This window comes from Methanolobus tindarius DSM 2278 (genome assembly GCF_000504205.1).
GTDB lineage: Archaea > Halobacteriota > Methanosarcinia > Methanosarcinales > Methanosarcinaceae > Methanolobus > Methanolobus tindarius.
The window spans coordinates 2,520,416-2,536,602 of the sequence record NZ_AZAJ01000001.1 but is presented as its reverse complement, the minus strand read 5'-3'; the positions used below and the strand labels follow the sequence as shown (position 1 = coordinate 2,536,602).

The following is a 16,187-nucleotide window of genomic DNA, read 5'->3' as shown; positions in this document are numbered from 1 at the left end:
CAGGTGAAATTTTTGATCGGAAAACTAGTCAAAGAAAAGGTAAAAGCCGGAAAAAAAGCCATCAATGAGCTTTACAACACCGGGTACTATGGTCGTCCAAAGGGCGATGTTCTTGAACTCACACTCGTTGAAGCCGCATATTTACTTTACAAGAACAAACTGGAGATAAGTCAGGATGAAAAGAACCTTGGATTTGAAGAGTTTTTCACAGAAGCATCAAGAAGACAGCAATTCTTTGAATTGAAATACATCGTTTACAAAGACCTCCGTGAAAGAGGCTACTATGTACAACCCAGTGTAACTGACTTCAGGGTCTATCCTAGAGGCGGACACCCTGGCAAGACACAGGCAAAGATGTTTGTTTACGTCAGGTCAGAACGTGTGCCAATGTTACTGAAAGACCTGCTTACCCAGTATAACGCCGCACTTAATGTCCGCAAACAAATGGTTCTTGCCATCGTTGACGAGGAAAGTGACATCACATACTACGAAGTTAAAAGACTGGATATTAAAGGAGAAATGGGACAAACTCTGCCTTTAGAGAAGCTAGTATCTGTTACGATGCTCGAAGACCGTGTACTTGTCTGGGACGGGGGAACATCCAGGCTTCTTTATGAGAACGGCTTTTATGGCAAACCACTAGATAATGAACGCCTTCAGTTGTCACTTGTGGAATCTGCCTACCTGCTTGATAAAGGCATAATAGAGATAAAGAACAGTAATGACGAAATAATTCCTGACATTTCTGAATTCTCAGAAATTGCGGCCTCAATTGATCCTGATTTCACACGCAAGTACAGTGCCTATGTAGACCTTCGAAGCAGAGGATTTGTCCCGAAGACCGGTTTTAAGTTCGGAACACACTTCAGGGTTTACAGCGAAGTGCACTCTACTGACAAGCTTCCACACTCTAATTTCCTGATTCATGCCATACCACATAACCACGAATTCTTACTCCCTGTTATGTCCAGAGCCATCAGGCTTGCAAACAGCGTCAGAAAACAGATGCTCTATGCAGTGGAATTTAATGGTGCTATTGAATACATCGATATCGGCAGGATAAAGATGTAATTACAGTTTCATGAATGAATAAAGAGAACAGGAATAAACTCCAAAACTGCTCAAACTTATATAAGATACCCTACTTTGCTTTAGAAGATGTTTGATATAATCGCGGTGGATATTTCCGGCAGGCATAAGGTAAATGATGAATACCTCATGGTATGTGCAGCAGTTGCTGCTTCTGTCACTGCAGACCACATTGAAAAAGTCAATCAGATAAACCTGAGGTCTTTCAGGAGTAAATCCGCACCTGATGTCCAGTTTGTTGTAAAAATGGTAGAAACCACTGTTTCCGAACTGAAATCCTGTGGAACCATTGTTACAGAAGCGGGTGATTTTTATAATAAACCCCAATGGTTAATCGACAGTATGTTCACCCGGGATTTCAAATATCAGGAATCACTCAGTGAGAGAAGATGTATTGAGATTGCCCATCATGCATCACTCAGTTCACGAAAGCTTCTTTTAAAAGAACTGGATATTCAGTGAAATGCCAATTCAAGGTACCCCTATGATGCGTGCTATATTAGTAAAGAGGAATGAACCAAGGTCTGAAGATGAAAAAAATGACCTTCAAATGAATGAACTTCGGGAACTTGCCGGAGCAGCAGGTTATGAAATCATTTTGGAAATAAGCCAGACACGTCATCCCGACCGCAAATATCACCTTGGGAGAGGAAAGGTTGAGGAACTTGCACTGATGGTCTCTGACCTGAAACCAGATAAGCTAATATTCCACAACCCTCTCAGCACCATGCAGATCTACAATATTTCTGAAACATGCCGCTGTGAAACTATTGACAAATTTCAACTAATTCTGGAAATCTTCGCAACAAGAGCAACTACACATCGTTCCAAATTACAGGTGGAACTTGCAAGACTGGAATATGAACTCCCACGTGCAAGGGCAGTAATATCCATTCTGAAAAAGGACGAAAGACCTGGTTTTATGGGACTTGGCGGTTATGAGGACTCATATGCCCAGGATATCAAAAACCGGATGACACGTATCAGAAGTGAGCTTGAGACCATACAGAAGGATAACGAATCCTTGCGGGCACATCGTCATTCAAAAGGATTCTCACTTGCGGCACTTGCAGGTTATACTAACGCCGGAAAAAGTACTCTGTTCAATGCACTCGTGGACGAAACTGTCGAATCAAAGGATATGTTATTCACCACTCTTCTACCCACAACAAGATCGCTTAAAGTAGAGGGTCGTGATATTCTTGTCACGGATACTGTTGGTTTTATAGAAGACCTTCCTCACTGGATGGTTGACGCTTTCAGATCAACACTTGATGAGATATTCCTTGCCGATGTCGTGCTTCTTGTAGTAGACTCATCAGAACCGTTTGAGATTATACGTAAAAAGCTTCTTGTATGTCATGAAACAATGTGGGACCAATTACAGGAAGTAGCTATTGTCACCGTTTTCAATAAAGTAGATCTTGTAACAGAGGAGGAACTGCAGGAAAAGATGACGGGTCTTGCATATCTTGCCCCAAATTCTGTAACTGTATCTGCAAAAACAGGTTTTGGATTTGAAAAGCTCAAAAAACAGATACGAAACCAATTACCTGAGTGGAAAAGAATCAGTATTACGATACCAATGTCGGAAGAGGGTATGTCACTTGTAGCATGGATCTATGACGAAGGAGTAGTCCATAATATCAGTTACACTGATGTAATTTCAATTGATTTTGAAGCAAGGGATAAAGTTATAAATAAAGCCATATCTCTAGTGAATGAACTATCATGACATGTATATACAGCTGTAATTTTTAAAGATTTTAATTCACAGCGTTATATATATATGCGATCCGGTAGTTAGTATATATGCGAACGGGAACAAATACTCTAATGTACCACCAATCCTATCCAACCACCCAACCACCCAACCACCAAAATTCTATCCCCGTTCGCAGTATTTTCTATTATTCAACTTACCTTGGTTTACCTGATTTCAACTGGTTTCCAGCATAGAATCTAAAATATCTTTATTAACCTGGAAGACCAAGATGCTTACATGAAGTTCGATCTTCACGTACATTCCTGTTACTCTAAAGACAGCAACGCCAGTCTTGATGAGATTCTAAAAAATGCTGAATCCAATGGACTTGATGGTTTTGCAATATGTGACCACGATCGTATTGAAGGAGGATTTGCCTGCGTCAAAAGAGCGCAGGAACTTGGTTCAAAAATGATTGTCATCCCAGGTGTTGAAGTCAGTTCTTCAAAAGGCCATATACTTGTTCTCGGTGTCCATAAACCAATAAAACCTGGACTCAGTCCGGAAGAAACTATAAAAAAAGCACGTCAACAGGGCGCAGTAGTTATAATCCCACACCCCTTTAAAGTGACATCCCACGGAATAGGTTACATTGAAGGATTAGATGCGGATGCAATCGAAGTCCTGAATTCAAGATGCGTAACAGACGGCCCCAATAACAAAGCCCGAAAAGCTTCAGAAGAACTTGGATTCCCAATGGCAGGTGGGAGTGACGCACATGAAGCTGAAATGGTAGGAATATCATATACTGAAATTGATACCGACGCCACAACTGTAGAAGAGGTTCTGGATGCAATCAGAGCAGGAAAGACAAGTCCCGGCGGAAGAAAAACACCTGTGTCATTTGTGGTGAAACAAATGTTTATTGGACATATGAACAAAATCACCAGGCGCCTTGGAATGAGATGAAAATAAAAAGAGGAAATGATAATTCCTTTTTTGCTTATATTTCATCCATAATTAAAGGTATATCTTCCGGTTTTTCCAGTATAGTAATACCTTCGAGTTCCCTTATGATTTCCACGTTTCTGGCATCAATATCCCTTACTTTCAACTCAACAGGACCGCCTTTTATAGCATTAAAGTTGCAAAGGTCTTTGCATATACCGCAACCACTGCATTTGAGCAAGTCAATCTGGTCGTTTATTGCACCGTTTGGACAGTTATCCCGGGGCGGACAGGAGTCACATTTTCGGCATTTTTCCCTGGCAATGCCATAAGGAAGCTCAGATATAACCACTCCTGCGATATCCACAGGAACAACATAAACCGGCACACTACCTTTTACAGCCTGGGCAACAGCATTGCTCACAAGTGAATCTGCGGTACCGTGCGCTATCTTGGAAACCGTGTTTGATGTCGCGGGTGTTACTACAAGAGCATCATATTTGTCAAGTAAAAAGCGTCCTGTTTTAGGCCAGCTTTTGCCCTGATGTGTTTCAAGGAAGACTTCCTCAAGGTATTCACCACAGGATATCTTTTCCAGTTCATGCTCAAGTCCGTACATCCTCACAACTTCCTCAGCTGCACTGGAAAGGAAAGTGTTCACTCTGATATCATATTCGTTTTTCATCTGCCCGAATATGTCAAAACTCGAAGTAAGGAAATGACCTGCTCCGGTAATCCCCCATGCTATCGTTTTTGCCATAGGGAGAAAATGGTCCTTCTGTGTTATATACTTTAATATACCGGATTTAGTTTGAATCTGGAGTTACAGGTAGGCATAGAGCAACTTCATGGCTTCCTTTTCATTTTCCCCACCGCACTTATCCACAATTTCGCCATAGGCCTTGATGAGTTTTAGATATTTTTCCTCACCTGTAAGCCGGTATCTGGTTGCATGGATGCATGCTTCAATCACACCGAAAAGTCCGCGGTTTGGAGCTCTTATCCGGCACTTGTTAACATGTGTTCTCAAAGGAATAAGCTCAGCAACCAGGGCCTCTGATGTAAGTTTTATATTGATGCATTCAAAAGCTATCCAGCACTGTGCCTCTTTGAGAGCTACAATTGTTCTTCCATTAACATTAATGGATTCAAAATCAGAATCCTGCAGATCGGAAAATGTAGAGTTTACAAAAATTGCGGCATTCCACGTGGTATTTGCAACAAGGACTTTTTCCGACAATACATTATCATAAGTAGTTGAGCCTTTGAAAAGACGCACAAACAACTTATCGTTCCTGCGGATAATTCCCATAGGTGCAGCATTCATAGACCATCCCCTGTTTGTCGTAACAATGGTTTCCGAAATGCCTTCATATATCCCGTAATCCTCAAGATTTAATTTAATATGCATCAAAATCGGACTCCGGCAAGTAATGCTATGAACAAACCTGCAATGGCTATATCTGCTGTAGAACCCGGATTTATCTTCTTCCGGAGAAGTTCCTGATCCAGTTTCTCAATCAATGGTAATATACTATTAAAGTCTTCACCGATATTATACATTTGCTCAAGTATCTCTTTTGCTTTTTCTGATACATAGAGAGCCGTATCCGTATCATATTTGGTGCTGATGAACGTATCCTCATTCTCAGAAAGCATCTTCAGGAATGCATAAACAGTAACGTTATTAATATCAGCCCGAAGTCTGGGAGCCTCAAGACCTTTCATTCCATCAATAATCAGGTCTGCACAACGGGCACACCTCTTAAAACCTGTGACCCATTCATTAGCTATGATATCATAACCCCTGGCAATATCCATGAGTTTGTAAAGACTCATATCCTTTTCGTGGAGCTCATCTATAGCACTGTTATCCTCAAGATCAAACTCGTCTACCGAATTGACCTTAACACCTGCATTATCAAAACAACTGTAGAAATCCACTGAATCCTCAGTTGTGGTGCTCTTTACTATCCTGTATGCAGATTCTGTCAGTTGCTGGATAGTAAATGTTTCATCTTCCTCAAACATTTCCCCTGCAGCCATCGCAAAAGGAATCAATAACAAGAAAGCACCGAAATGAGTATTACCACCTTTCTGCCAGCGCATACTTTCAGTAACAGCACCCTTAATAAGCCTACCTACACCGGCCTCACAGGAAACTGCTTCCTCAATGACAGGATAGACAGCACTTGATGACGCAAGAAAATGTTCGTATCGGGTGTCATCATAATCATTAAACCTGTCAATGTTTCCAGGTTTAGGTGAAGAGGACACTTCAAGACACATAGCAAGCTGTGCGCACCGTGCAATGTGTGCCGGCAGAGGATAAGCTCCCCTGTCAATTGTGTAGAGTGAATCTATCATCGTATCTTCTTATGCCTTATAATAAAGAGTTGATTTAATTTTAGCACTCATACCTGAGCGTTGACTGGCTTTTTAGCGTTCTCCAGTATGTAGTCTGCAAGTTCCTTTTTAAGGCGCATGTATTCTGAATCAGAAAGACCAAGAGTTTCCAGAACACCGTCTCTCAGGTAGCATGGTTTTGATATCTTACAGCACCATACAAGACTGCCAAAACATGTACTGTCACCGTATTCAAGCATTGTACCTTTTGCAAACTCATTCTTTATATCTGCAAATTCCTGTGCAGAGTAACCGAGTTTGGCAATATTGTTATGAACAGGGCATGGTTTTACAGGCAGGCAACAGAATGCAAGTCCCCTGAGGTCTCCTTCCCCACGACAAACATGTTTAGGTGCGTTATACCATCCCATATCTTCCTGCTGTATTGAGATCCTGTTTACAAGCTGACTTATTATTCCTGGTTCATCCATTACAGCACGTGCTACAGAAACCATATCAGCTCCTCTTGTAAACATATCCTTTGCAGTCTCAATATCTGTGACAGAGTTGTTGCAGATAAGGAACATTCTTGTGGAGTCACGTATCTCTTTTATGAGTTTAAGATCTGCACCGGCACCTTCCTGCATTGCATCAAGGTGAAGAACATCTGCACCGGCTGATTCGATTGCTTTGACAAGTTCAATATCATTAACAACATTTGCACGTATTTTTACAGAAAGTACGACACCTGTTTCCTTGATTTTAGAGATCCAGTCGCTGAGTTTTGGAAGATCGCTGAGTAATGCCTGACCGACACCAATGTCAGTCATTTCATTCTGCCTGCAATGAGCATCAAGCTCAAGTATGGCACCTGCATCCCTTACAAGTTCAGCTGCCTTAATGAGAGGTTCAAGTTTTGAACTCCTTACATTGACACCGACGATGGGGCCTTCATTTACAGCTTTTATCTCATCTTCCATGACCTTGAAAGGCTCATGGGACTCAAACTCCTTTCTTCCACGGGATACCATTTCTGCAGCAGCTTTCTGTGTCGCAGAATCCAGATTGTATCCTCCAAGAATTACAAGTCCGGCATCATTTGCATTCTTGTTTGCAAAAGTACTGTTTGTTATTCCCCCCATGGGTGCAAGCGCAATTGGATTTCTGAATGAGAAATCTCCTACTTTAATATCAAAAAGATTATCAGACACGTTTTTACCTCAGGTAAATTTGATATTCATCAACATTAATTTGAATTTCCTTTTATGTCGCTGAATAATGAGAGTTTCCATTATTAAAATTGCGCCTTGTTTTGAACATTTTCCATGTAAACCCTTTCAGGCTCAAAACCTATATACTATCAGCACAGACATTTAAAATAACCAGAGATTCGCACCAATGAGAATCTAGGAATAATGTAAATGTGGAGGTAAATTATGAATTGTATTGTTTGTGGTATTGAAAGTGATACAAAGTATTGTAATGAGTGTGGGAAAGTAATGGATGAGGTAATAAGAACCGTAGGAGAGAAGCGATGGAATGCGATAGACGATTGTTCGTTTATTTATCCAATGGTCCTCAGGGTTGCCAGAGGTGAACTTACAGTCCATGATATAATCCAGGCCCTGGAAGTCGAAGACTGATTACTTTTTTGTAAAACAGATCAATTGAGAAGAAAAGAAAGTAAGCATATGCTTACCTTTTTTTATTCTTACGTAATTTCTTCTGAAATAAAGTACTGCAAACTTCAAGTAGTATATTTGATACATATTAGAAATGTTTTATATAGGACTTATTGTTTCTTCCTGTTAATATGATTCAGGACATACTGATCCCATTCTTCCTCGTAGGTCTGGCAGAACTGGGAGACAAAACACAACTAGCCGTATTGGTTTTATCTACTAAAACAAGAGAATACACTCGTTTACTTGCCGGTGTGATGCTTGCTTTTATTATAACAGATGGCCTGGCAATCCTTCTTGGAAATGTAATTGCCAACAGAATACCAATGGAATACGTGCGTATCGGTGCCGGAGTTATGTTCATCATTTTCGGTGTAATGACACTGATAAACAAGGAAGATGATGATCAGGAAGGTTCATACGAACTAAAAACTCCCTTTATGTCGGGTTTTGGTCTTATTTTAGTATCAGAGATGGGAGATAAGACACAGCTTGCATCTGCACTTTTTGCAACCCAATACAACCCATTGATGGTATTCATAGGTGTTGTACTTGCACTATTACTGCTTTCATCTATGGCAGTATATGTTGGCAAAGTACTCATGGAAAAGATAAATAAGAATACAATTTCCAAAGCTGCAGGCGTACTTTTCATTGTAATTGGTATTTCATTCTTCTTCTGAAGTACGGTTATTTTTACTTCCTTTTTTGCAGTCAAAACAAAAACTTATAAGGCAGGAGTTGTAACGTTAAGTAGGAGGTTATACTATAGTACATATACTCAGATGCAAGGACCTTGGTTTTAATGACGATTTTATAGTCATCGACAATGATCCAAAAAAGGCAAAAGAAAGAATGAAGGAGCATGTCCTGACTGAGCACAAGGAAGAGTTCGAATCACTATCAGACTTCCATCAGGAAGAGATCATTTCAAAAATGGATTTCCTGCTCACACGTGGCTGTGGCTGTGGTGTGCTTAAACTCTAAGCCATCATTTCACATTTTAATTAAAAATGATATTCATTACTTAAATTTAGGATGAATTCTCCTTTTTAGATCTGAAAACAACGTAAATAGCTGCAAGCAATAAAGGAAGTCCTATACCCAGTACCAATACTTCAAATCCATTTTCCCCGGCATCGAATCCATTGACATTAAACAGCTCGGTGTCTGTTACGGAAACAGCTCCGGAGAATATGAAAAGGAATAGTACCGTCAACAGTGTGATACCAATTATGAGATACCTATTATATTTCATACCAACCATCTTAGTTGTTTCATAGGATTCTTAATAAATGTTTTGATTCATAATGAACTATTTTAAAATGAGATGTTATTTTTAAATAGCATATGAAATTTTAATGACGTATTAAATTAATATGATATTGAAACCAGTTAAATTGCCAGGCATTGTCACAAGTTATATATCATTTGATTTCATCTCAATCACTGAGAGAGGAAGGACGGCTGCCGGGTCATTTGACCTGAGGAAAGTCTCCCCACCTTCTAAACACACGAATACCTGTAAAGGGTATCTGGCGAGAGCCAGGGCAGTTGCTTTGCAACTCATGTGCTTTGCACATGCTGGCACAGAAACGATACCGCAACATGTCAATGCGATGATGCTGAAAAGCTGAGTTCTCATGAAATGCGGATGGAACGGCGAATCCTCGTGGGTGCAAGTCGGAAGTAGGGGGCAATGGTTGTTTAGACCATTCCCGAAGTTTATGTACGCGTAGCCGAATGCCGTCAATGCAGCTCTTTTGAGCGCATCATTCTGCCATGTTGGAATGAATGTATTGCATTAACAGAAGGGAGCTTACTCTCCTCACTCAATATTCTTCGATTAGTCGATATCTCTTTTTATATAGTTAATTAGAGAACAGTTCCAGAGTTTCAATCACTTTTTCATATTCAACTTCAGTATTAAAACATCCGTCATTAAGCATCGGGACACCATAAGTTATCAGTCTCTTACCCTTTAGCCCCATCATAACCTTATTCAGTTCATAATCACAGGCAATAAGTAAAGCTGCATCATAGCTCTTTTCTTTAATCACATGTTTAACAAAGGATGAACCGGTAACAATATAGAGATCGTACCCATATTTTGATGCATCTTCCCTGAGTCTGCTAAAAATACATTTTCCACATGAAACACACTGTATACCAGTTCTTTTAGATGATGCCGGACACTCCATATGTCGCATACAGTGAGGAGCGATAATCATACGTCTGTCAGCTTTCTTAAAACTGTTCCTGTTGGAGATATTCTTCAGGGATACCATCCATTTATCAAGAATACGCGGATCTGAAAACTTATAGAAGAAATATTTCAGAGGCATGTAGAAGAAGTCCAGTATACCTGCAAAAAATCCTGCAAGCCATACATGCCTGTTAAGACTGATACGACTGACCAGCAGTGCCAGGGCTGCCAGCAGTATTGACATGATAAACAAAAGGGTCACAATAATGCCGATAATCCTATACATCGTCACATTCCTCCATTTTTCTTATGACCTCATCTACATCTACTCTGGTATTGTAGCAACCATCCTGCAATAGTGAAACTCCCTGGACAACCATAAATGGTGAGGCACCCTGCATTGACTCGGCCAGTTCAGGATAGCATGCGACGCCAATACAACTTTCGGGTCTGTGAGCCTTAATTATTTTTTTGACAAAACTGCCGCCGGGAATTACATAAACTTCGAAACCTCGTTCATTGGCAGCTTTACATATAGTTCCAATGTCACACAGACCGCATAATTTGCATTCATACCCAATCAAAGGGTCACAGCGAGCTTTACAGTTTGGATGCCTGAGACACTGAGGAAGAAAAACAACCCTTCCGTTTTTAATTTCTCTGAACTGATCAAGCATTACGGCATTACGTACCTCAACCAGAATTTCATCAACCAGTGTGTCCTTAATGCCAAATACACGGCATATCCATTTTGAGGGGCCGTAGAACAGATAGAGAATGAATAGGACAAAATTTGGGAACAGTATTTTATGATTCTTAAAACTATATAAACCCAATAGTAAAGCAATTAACAGGACTAAAAGTGCAGCAAAAGCTACAAAAATAAAGATTTTTCCAAGTAATTCATAAGGGATTTGCATGAGAAAAGTAAATAGTACGAATAGGTATATTCAATTTGCCCTAAAAATAAAAAGATAGAGTGATAAAATCACTCTGGTGAGTCGCTGAGGTCAATTCCCATTGCTTCTGCAGCAAGAACTACTACATCCTCAACTTCAAGATCCTTTGCGCCTATTGCGTCCCTACCATCACTGAGGTTTCTCTTACAGAATGGGCAGGCACTTGAAAGGAGCTCTGCTTTTGTTGCAAGTGCATCTTCAACACGTGTTGAAGCAACACCGAGTGCAAGATCAGGAATACCTGCCTTGACACCACCGCCAGCTCCACAGCAACGCTGATTCTCTTCGATTCTTTCCATCTCAATGAACTTAATACCTGGTATTGCTTCAAGTACAGCTCTTGGTGGCTCGAATACTCCAACGTGACGTCCGAGGTGGCATGGATCGTGGTATGTTACTGTCTTGTCAATTGACTTCTCCCACTTGATCTCTCCTTTCTCGATAAGACCCTGGAGATACTCTGTAATGTGCATTACCTTAAATGGAAGTTCCTTCTCAGTAAGCCTTGGCCAGTCTACTTTAGAAGCCCTGAAACATCCTGCACATGCATAAAGTACAATTTTAGCACCTTTTGCCTTGATGTTGTCAACATTTTTCTGAGCATTTACTTTTGCAGTGTCGTTGATGAAATACTGACCTGTCCTGATAAGAGCTGAACCACAGCAGATCTCATCTTCACCGAGCATTGTGAACTTAATTCCAAGCTTGTTCAGAAGACGGGCTGTTGCAAGCGCAAGCTTCCTCTGTTTGAGTTCTGCGGTACATCCTCCGAAGTAAAGGATTTCTGCCTTGTCTTCGACCTTGATGTCTTCAGGGAACCAGTTTACCCTGTTTGCGTTGTCTTCCATGTAAGGGTTCTTGTACTCTCCAATAAGTTTAAGGAAAGCACCCTGCTTACCGAATGGACCGTTTCCACGCTTTACAAGGTTTGCACGCATGGATTCCCAGAGTTCTACTGTGTTAATTGCAGATTCACAGACTGTTGCACACATACCACATGTTGTACAGCCGTATACATCATCTTTGAACTGCTCGATCTCTTCTTCTGAGATCTCTTTTGGACCGAAGAGTTTTGCACGAAGTCCATAGGACTGGTTCATGTATTCTCTCCATCTGAGGATCTTGTCTCTTGGTGCAAGTCCCGGATCCTGTCCGGATGCATCGTATGTTGGACACCAGTCCACACATTCGCCACAGCGGCTGCATGAGTCAAGTTCCATAAGCTGAACAGCGGTAAAGTTTTCAGTTGTAATAGATGGTTCACGTTTTGCCATTTTATTCTCCTCCCTTGTTTGCAAGGAGTGCAAGTGGTATTGCAATCACATGGATATATTTACTGAATGGGATGTATGCAATACAGAACAGAAGTGAAATTACAACGTGGAAAAGTGCCATTGGTGGTGCGAGCTCGGAATCAATTCCAAGTCCCCAAAGCCTTCCTGTCCTGATACCATCTGCAACAAATCCTGAGATTGTAATGATTGTAAGTCCGATAAGAAGAATAGAATCGTATGCTATTGTTGCTTCTCTTACCTTTGTGACAAAAAGTCTTCTGTAGATAGCTATGATGATACCAATGAGTAAAATGTAACTGAATACATCATTTGGTACTGCAAGAAGCTCTCTGAATGTCTCAGGTATCATGAACCATGGAAGAGAATGAGCATATCCTACCTTTTCGCCTATCAGGTGTATCATTTCAACAGCGAACATTGCACCGGACATTGCAAAAAGTGTCATCCAGCCAACGAAAATTGTGAAGTGCATAAACCATCTGAGAGGGCTTCTTCTCAGGATCCTTCTCTGGAAAAGGATGTCAAGGACAAATGTTTCAAGAACAGACTGATTGTGAACATGTGCATGCTCATTCATCTGATACATAAGCATTTTAGGGAATGCCATAATACTTTTAGATGGAGCAGCGCCATACCCTGTGGAGCCCATACCCCATTTCTTTAAGTTGATGTACATTCCTACAACGAAAATACCCATGGCTAAAAAGGAAATGAGCATCATCTGCACAAAAGTAACCCTTAGTGCATCGGTTACACCGGCAAAATAATCCATATTTTTCTTCTCCTGATGTTATTATAAATATATAATTATTATAAAGATAATTTATTCTTTACTCTAAAGTAACCAGTTTGGTTTGCATGATTGTGGTGCCGATATTATTTAAAGATTGTCATCATTAAAATCTACATCGGCTGACGTATTGTTGTGCTTAATATCCACACAAATGATGGCAAAAAATTAATTAACCTTATATGTCGTCAAATGCTTAATTAGGCAAAAACAAAAAGAAGCAATAGGTAGTCATAATAAATGGACCTTAGAATAGTGCTCGTTGAACCCCTGTACCAGGGAAATGTAGGTTCAGTTACAAGGGCAATGAAAAATTTTGGATATTCTGATCTTGTACTTGTAAATCCCTGTAAACTTGAAGGAGAGGCAAGAGCAATGTCATCTCATGCGAGGGATCTGCTGGAAAGTGCAAAGAGAGTTTCAACCCTTGACGAAGCAATTGAAGATTGCAGTATAATAATAGGTACTACAGGTATAGCAGGTTCCAGATTTGATCTGCACCTCAGAGTCCCCGGTTATTCGCCTAAAGAAATGAAAGAGAGACTCTCAGGTTGCAGTGGAAAAGTTGCAGTGCTTTTTGGAAGAGAGGACAATGGGTTCACCAGAGAAGAACTTAAAAAATGCGATATGATTATGTCCATTCCAACTTCGGATATCTATCCGGTCATGAATCTCTCACATGCTGTGGCAGTTGTCCTTTACGAGTTCAGTGATATCAAAAATGCACAGGCTCCACTGGCAGACCCAGGGGATATGAGATTGCTTTATCAACACCTTACAGAACTTCTAGATGATATCAACTACCCGGAACACAAAAAGGAAAAAACAAATTTGATGCTCAGGAGGATATTTGGAAGGTCCTGCCTGTTATCCAGGGAAGTTTACACATTGCATGGCATTCTCAGAAAGATTAAGAGAAATTCTGTCAATGATGCAGATGATGATTCCGACGATGGTTCCTATTACGAAAAATAGGAAATAGGATTGATAGTGAGGGATGCGTTTCGAAATATTCATATCATTTGAAACCCATGTTGCATTCCCTAAATGATTTTTAAGCAATTATTGATTGAACATGACTGAAGGTAAGTGGGACGAAAAATTCGTAGTGTTCCTTAAAAAATACTATTGGGATGATATTCTTCAACTGGCTAATAGCTATCCCGACCAGCGTAGTCTGGAAGTGGACTTCTACGACTTGGATGTTTTTGACAGAGAAATAGCGAACGAACTTTTATTTAACCCTGATGAAGTGATGCCAAGTGCTAACAACGCACTTCAGCAGATAGATCTTCCGGTTGAAAAAAAACTCATTGATGCAAAAGTCCGCTTTATTAAGATTCCAAACAAGATACCAAACAGGGACTTGAGAAGTAAGCACCTTTTGCAATTCGTTGCAATCGAAGGAATGATACGCAAAGCAACAGAAGTACGTCCGAAGGTGCTTAATGCCGCATTCCAGTGTATGCGCTGTGAGCATGTGACAATGGTTCCGCAGAACGAGATTAAATTTGTTGAACCGGTTGAATGTGAGAACGAAACGTGCGGACGAAAAGGACCTTTTAAGATCCTTGTCAACCAGTCTGTTTTTGTTGATGCACAGAAACTTCAGATACAGGAATCTCCGGAAAATCTGAAGGGTGGTACACAGCCACAGAGCCTTGATGTTGATATTGAGGATGACCTTGCAGGTCTTGTTAAACCGGGTGACCGTGTAATTATAAATGGAGTGCTTCGCTCTCACCAGCGAACCACAAGAGAAGGAAAATCTCCTTTCTATGATCTAGTCCTGCACGCCAATTCCATTGAATACACTGATCTTGAGTTTGATGAGCTTGAAATCACACCTGAAGAGGAAGAGGAGATACTTGCCCTGAGTCGCGATCCTGAAATATACCAGAAAGTTATCGGATCTATTGCTCCTTCTATTTACGGTTATGAAGAGGTGAAAGAAGCACTTTCACTTCAATTATTCTCAGGTGTTGCAAAACACCTTCCTGACGGATCCAGGGTGCGTGGTGATATTCACATGCTATTTATGGGTGATCCGGGTGTAGCTAAAAGTCAGTTGCTCAGATACATGGTAAAACTTTCACCGCGTGGTGTTTTTGCATCCGGTAAAAGTGCATCGTCAAGTGGTCTTACCGCTGCGGCTGTACGTGATGATCTTGGAGATGGACGCTGGACGCTGGAAGCCGGTGCGCTTGTCATGGCGGACATGGGAATTGCCGCAGTGGATGAAATGGATAAAATGAGCACTGAAGATAAGAGTGCACTCCACGAAGCAATGGAACAGCAGACAATCAGTGTTGCAAAGGCTGGTATCCTTGCCACATTAAAATCCCGTTGTGCACTACTTGGTGCAGCTAACCCTAAATACGGTCGTTTTGACAGGTATGAAGGTATCGCACAACAGATAAACATGCCTCCAGCTCTTATTTCCAGGTTTGATATGATATTTGTCCTGCTGGATACTCCTAATGAGGACATGGACTCAAAGATCGCAAAACACATTCTCAAATCACACTACGCAGGTGAACTCTCCGAACAGCGCAAGAACCTGCCTTCAAGTACAATCACCCAGGAACAGGTTGACGGCCACATGGAAGTCATCAAACCTGTAATTGATCCCGATTTCCTTAGAAAATACGTTGCATATTCCAGAAGGAATATTTTCCCGGTAATGGAAGATGATGCACGTGACCATCTTGTAAAATTCTATATGGATTTGCGAAGAATGGGAGACGGAAAGGATGCACCTGTCCCCGTAACAGCACGTCAGCTTGAAGCTCTTGTGAGACTTGCCGAGGCCAGTGCACGCTTGCGACTCAGTAACGTTGCAAATATGGATGATGCTAAAAGGACAACAAGAATTGTATATTCATGTCTCAGGCAGGTTGGTGTTGATCCAGATACAGGAGCTTTCGATGTTGATGTGATTGCCTCCGGTACAAGCAAGAGCCAGAGAGACAGAATAAAGATTGTCAAAGAAATTATAAAATCAGTTGGAGAAAAGCATCCCGGTGGAAAAGCCCCGCTTGAAGAAGTCTATGCAGAAGCCCAGAACCAGCAGATAGACAGGCAACATGCTGAAGACCTTATTGCACGCATGAGGCGTTCCGGTGATCTTATCAAACCCGACAAAGAGCATGTAAAAGTAGTTTAGA

At 41.0% G+C, this 16,187-nt stretch carries 18 protein-coding genes and 1 other RNA gene; 10 read left to right on the top strand and 9 right to left on the bottom strand.

All coding sequences use genetic code 11. The features are described from left to right. The first annotated feature begins 12 nt into the window (after positions 1–12). The 4 genes from endA to METTI_RS12160 all read left to right on the top strand — a co-directional run bounded on the left by endA (position 13) and on the right by METTI_RS12160 (position 3,763). Positions 13–1,071 carry a tRNA-intron lyase gene (gene endA, locus METTI_RS12175; protein ID WP_023846124.1) on the top strand — a complete coding sequence of 353 codons (1,059 nt, stop codon included), beginning with the start codon at positions 13–15 and terminating at the stop codon, positions 1,069–1,071. Between the two features lie 87 nt (positions 1,072–1,158). Further along, the gene (locus METTI_RS12170; RefSeq protein ID WP_023846123.1) at positions 1,159–1,551 is read left to right on the top strand and encodes a DUF2209 domain-containing protein; all 393 of its coding nucleotides are present in this window, start codon (positions 1,159–1,161) and stop codon (positions 1,549–1,551) included. Positions 1,552–1,573: 22 nt separating this feature from the next. Then, positions 1,574–2,824 (top strand): GTPase HflX, encoded by a 1,251-nt coding sequence (gene hflX, locus METTI_RS12165; RefSeq protein ID WP_023846122.1) that lies wholly within the window; start codon positions 1,574–1,576, stop codon positions 2,822–2,824. Positions 2,825–3,091: 267 nt separating this feature from the next. Next, on the top strand, positions 3,092–3,763 hold the full coding sequence (locus METTI_RS12160) for a CehA/McbA family metallohydrolase (RefSeq protein ID WP_023846121.1): 672 nt from the start codon (positions 3,092–3,094) through the stop codon (positions 3,761–3,763). A 34-nt stretch (positions 3,764–3,797) separates the two neighbouring features. On the opposite strand, the gene METTI_RS12155 is transcribed toward METTI_RS12160, so the two are convergent. The 4 genes from METTI_RS12155 to METTI_RS12140 all read right to left on the bottom strand — a co-directional run bounded on the left by METTI_RS12155 (position 3,798) and on the right by METTI_RS12140 (position 7,299). Beyond that, positions 3,798–4,502 carry a dihydromethanopterin reductase (acceptor) gene (locus METTI_RS12155; protein WP_023846120.1) on the bottom strand — a complete coding sequence of 235 codons (705 nt, stop codon included), beginning with the start codon at positions 4,500–4,502 and terminating at the stop codon, positions 3,798–3,800. Between the two features lie 63 nt (positions 4,503–4,565). Next, positions 4,566–5,153 (bottom strand): DUF447 domain-containing protein, encoded by a 588-nt coding sequence (locus METTI_RS12150; protein WP_023846119.1) that lies wholly within the window; start codon positions 5,151–5,153, stop codon positions 4,566–4,568. Further along, positions 5,153–6,109, bottom strand: a complete 957-nt coding sequence (locus METTI_RS12145) for a triphosphoribosyl-dephospho-CoA synthase (RefSeq protein WP_023846118.1) — start codon at positions 6,107–6,109, stop codon at positions 5,153–5,155. The genes METTI_RS12150 and METTI_RS12145 overlap by 1 nt, the downstream gene beginning before the upstream one ends. A 47-nt stretch (positions 6,110–6,156) precedes the next feature. Beyond that, positions 6,157–7,299 (bottom strand): methanogenesis marker 9 domain-containing protein, encoded by a 1,143-nt coding sequence (locus METTI_RS12140; protein WP_023846117.1) that lies wholly within the window; start codon positions 7,297–7,299, stop codon positions 6,157–6,159. A gap of 225 nt (positions 7,300–7,524) precedes the next feature. Here METTI_RS12140 and METTI_RS12135 point away from each other — a divergent pair, with 225 nt between their 5' ends. From METTI_RS12135 to METTI_RS16220, 3 genes are all read left to right on the top strand, one after another. After that, complete coding sequence (locus tag METTI_RS12135; RefSeq protein WP_023846116.1) at positions 7,525–7,731, top strand: hypothetical protein; 207 nt, start codon at positions 7,525–7,527, stop codon at positions 7,729–7,731. 170 nt (positions 7,732–7,901) lie between these two features. Further along, positions 7,902–8,453: a TMEM165/GDT1 family protein gene (locus METTI_RS12130; protein ID WP_048135445.1), complete on the top strand. Its 552-nt coding sequence runs from the start codon at positions 7,902–7,904 to the stop codon at positions 8,451–8,453. A gap of 172 nt (positions 8,454–8,625) precedes the next feature. After that, positions 8,626–8,757, top strand: coding sequence for a hypothetical protein (locus tag METTI_RS16220; RefSeq protein WP_274377629.1), 132 nt, complete (start codon positions 8,626–8,628; stop codon positions 8,755–8,757). 46 nt (positions 8,758–8,803) lie between these two features. Here the strand turns inward: METTI_RS16220 and METTI_RS12120 are convergent, their stop codons facing one another. After that, positions 8,804–9,028 carry a hypothetical protein gene (locus METTI_RS12120; RefSeq protein WP_156916286.1) on the bottom strand — a complete coding sequence of 75 codons (225 nt, stop codon included), beginning with the start codon at positions 9,026–9,028 and terminating at the stop codon, positions 8,804–8,806. Positions 9,029–9,221: 193 nt separating this feature from the next. Here METTI_RS12120 and rnpB point away from each other — a divergent pair. Continuing rightward, positions 9,222–9,604, top strand: an RNA gene (gene rnpB, locus METTI_RS15455) — RNase P RNA component. A gap of 37 nt (positions 9,605–9,641) precedes the next feature. On the opposite strand, the gene METTI_RS12110 is transcribed toward rnpB, so the two are convergent. The 4 genes from METTI_RS12110 to METTI_RS12095 all read right to left on the bottom strand — a co-directional run bounded on the left by METTI_RS12110 (position 9,642) and on the right by METTI_RS12095 (position 13,002). Next, entirely contained in the window at positions 9,642–10,262 is a 621-nt protein-coding gene (locus tag METTI_RS12110) for a DUF116 domain-containing protein (RefSeq protein WP_023846112.1), read from the bottom strand. Continuing rightward, positions 10,255–10,896, bottom strand: coding sequence for a DUF116 domain-containing protein (locus tag METTI_RS12105; RefSeq protein ID WP_023846111.1), 642 nt, complete (start codon positions 10,894–10,896; stop codon positions 10,255–10,257). Before METTI_RS12105 ends, METTI_RS12110 begins: the two co-directional genes overlap by 8 nt. Before the next feature lie 68 nt (positions 10,897–10,964). Then, positions 10,965–12,209, bottom strand: coding sequence for a (Fe-S)-binding protein (locus METTI_RS12100; protein WP_023846110.1), 1,245 nt, complete (start codon positions 12,207–12,209; stop codon positions 10,965–10,967). A 1-nt stretch (position 12,210) separates the two neighbouring features. Further along, positions 12,211–13,002, bottom strand: coding sequence for a respiratory nitrate reductase subunit gamma (locus METTI_RS12095; RefSeq protein WP_023846109.1), 792 nt, complete (start codon positions 13,000–13,002; stop codon positions 12,211–12,213). Positions 13,003–13,260: 258 nt separating this feature from the next. Between METTI_RS12095 and METTI_RS12090 the strand changes: the two genes are divergently transcribed. Both METTI_RS12090 and METTI_RS12085 read left to right on the top strand, forming a co-directional pair. Continuing rightward, positions 13,261–13,995, top strand: a complete 735-nt coding sequence (locus METTI_RS12090; protein WP_023846108.1) for an RNA methyltransferase — start codon at positions 13,261–13,263, stop codon at positions 13,993–13,995. Positions 13,996–14,095: 100 nt separating this feature from the next. Then, entirely contained in the window at positions 14,096–16,186 is a 2,091-nt protein-coding gene (locus METTI_RS12085) for a minichromosome maintenance protein MCM (protein ID WP_023846107.1), read from the top strand. Position 16,187: the final 1 nt, after the last annotated feature.